The sequence below is a fragment of the Lentilactobacillus parafarraginis DSM 18390 = JCM 14109 genome (assembly GCF_001435895.1).
Lineage (GTDB): Bacteria > Bacillota > Bacilli > Lactobacillales > Lactobacillaceae > Lentilactobacillus > Lentilactobacillus parafarraginis.
The window spans coordinates 1-1,562 of the sequence record NZ_AZFZ01000160.1 but is presented as its reverse complement, the minus strand read 5'-3'; the positions used below and the strand labels follow the sequence as shown (position 1 = coordinate 1,562).

The 1,562-nt window shown below is 41.5% G+C and carries 1 protein-coding gene; it reads left to right on the top strand.

What is annotated here, in order from left to right; translation table 11 throughout:
• Positions 1-132 precede the first annotated feature (132 nt).
• On the top strand, positions 133-1,491 hold the full coding sequence (locus FD47_RS14450) for an IS4 family transposase (protein ID WP_056979270.1): 1,359 nt from the start codon (positions 133-135) through the stop codon (positions 1,489-1,491).
• Positions 1,492-1,562 lie beyond the last annotated feature (71 nt).

Sequence of the window (1,562 nt, the reverse complement as noted above, 5' to 3'; positions counted from 1 at the left end):
CTGAAACTTGAAAGCTAATAATCACGCCAAAGGCGTGTGGTTATTGGCTTTTTTGGCAAAAAAATAAACGCAAGCTCTCCTGCGTTGTATACTTTAGTCGATCAAAACCAAGATACGAAGGAGACTTACGTCATGAATATTATAAGACAAAAAAATACAGAAAACGAGCTTCACAATATTGTTCATCAATTTACTTCCCTCATTGGTCTATCTAAACTCACCAAGTTGGTGAATTATCGCCGGAATTCAGAAATCAGCTTGATGAAGGTCATTGAATGGCTGCTCACGACAAAGTTCCTGGGACGCTCGCTTTATCGAGCCCATGAAACACCTAACTTTACCAGTCGCACCGTCAGAAATAATTTGAACGATGGCCGGATCAATTGGCAACGCTTGATTTGTCAAGTTGGGAGTCATTTAATCAAGCATTTACGACCGTTTATTGACCGCCGGCGGCGGTTAGCATTGATCATTGACGATACACTCTTTTCCCGTGAGTACGCCACCCAAACCGAATTACTAGCGCGAGTCTTTGACCATGACAAACGGTTATATATTAAGGGATACCGGGCTTTAACTTTGGGTTGGAGTGACGCCAATACATTCTTACCGATCAACTTTGCATTAATGTCTTCCAAGAAGCCACAAAACGTCCTTGGAAAATCAGCTAAAACAACCGATCAACGAACAATTGCTGGCCGGAGACGTCGCCAAGCACAGCAAAAAATGAACCTCGTTTCATTGCAACTTGTCAAGCAAGCCCTCGCAAATGGCGTTCTAGCTGACTATGTGTTATTTGATAGCTGGTATAGCTCACCAAAAATTTTCTATGAATTAACCAAGTTGGGATTAAACGGCGTGGGCATGCTTAAACGGTCCAGCAAAATTTACTATCAATATCGCGGACGGCAATATTCAGTTAAAGCATTATACAAGCGACTGCAGGCCTCAAAATATCAACCCAAGCAAGCTTATCAATACAGCTGCTTTGTCGAAGCGCACGTCGGGAACCAAAAATTCAAGCTTCGCTTGGTATTTGTGGCTAATCGGGCCCGTCAAGATGACTACCTAGTACTGGCAACGACTCAGTTAGGCCTTCAGCCACAAGCAATCATTCAACTATACGCCCGAAGATGGCAAATTGAGAATTACTTTAAAGTTGCCAAGCAATACTTGCGGCTCGACAAATCACAAGTTCAAAATTATGACGGGCTTTGTGGCCATTTAGCAATTGTCATGATGACTTATGACCTATTAGCTTGGCAGGAACGGCAAAATCAGGATGATCGCACCATTGGGGATTTATTCTTTATAATGAACGAAGCCATGCCAGATATTGAGTTGTCTCAAGCACTGGTATGGCTTCTAAATTCGTTAAAAACGATTATTAATCATGAAGTTTATGCAAGAAGAGCCCAAATTATTCAGATGATGAATCAGTTCTTCACATTTTTGCCGAAACGGTTAGTTTCGCTGTTAACAGCAAGCTAAATGGTTAAATTAATTAAAATATGTCCTGTGATACCAAGGGATCAGTCTGTCTTCATACTTTCAAGTTTCAG

Excerpts from the sequence above, each read along its gene's own strand:
- FD47_RS14450 (WP_056979270.1), top strand. The coding sequence starts at position 133 with ATGAATATTATAAGACAAAAAAATACAGAAAACGAGCTTCACAATATT.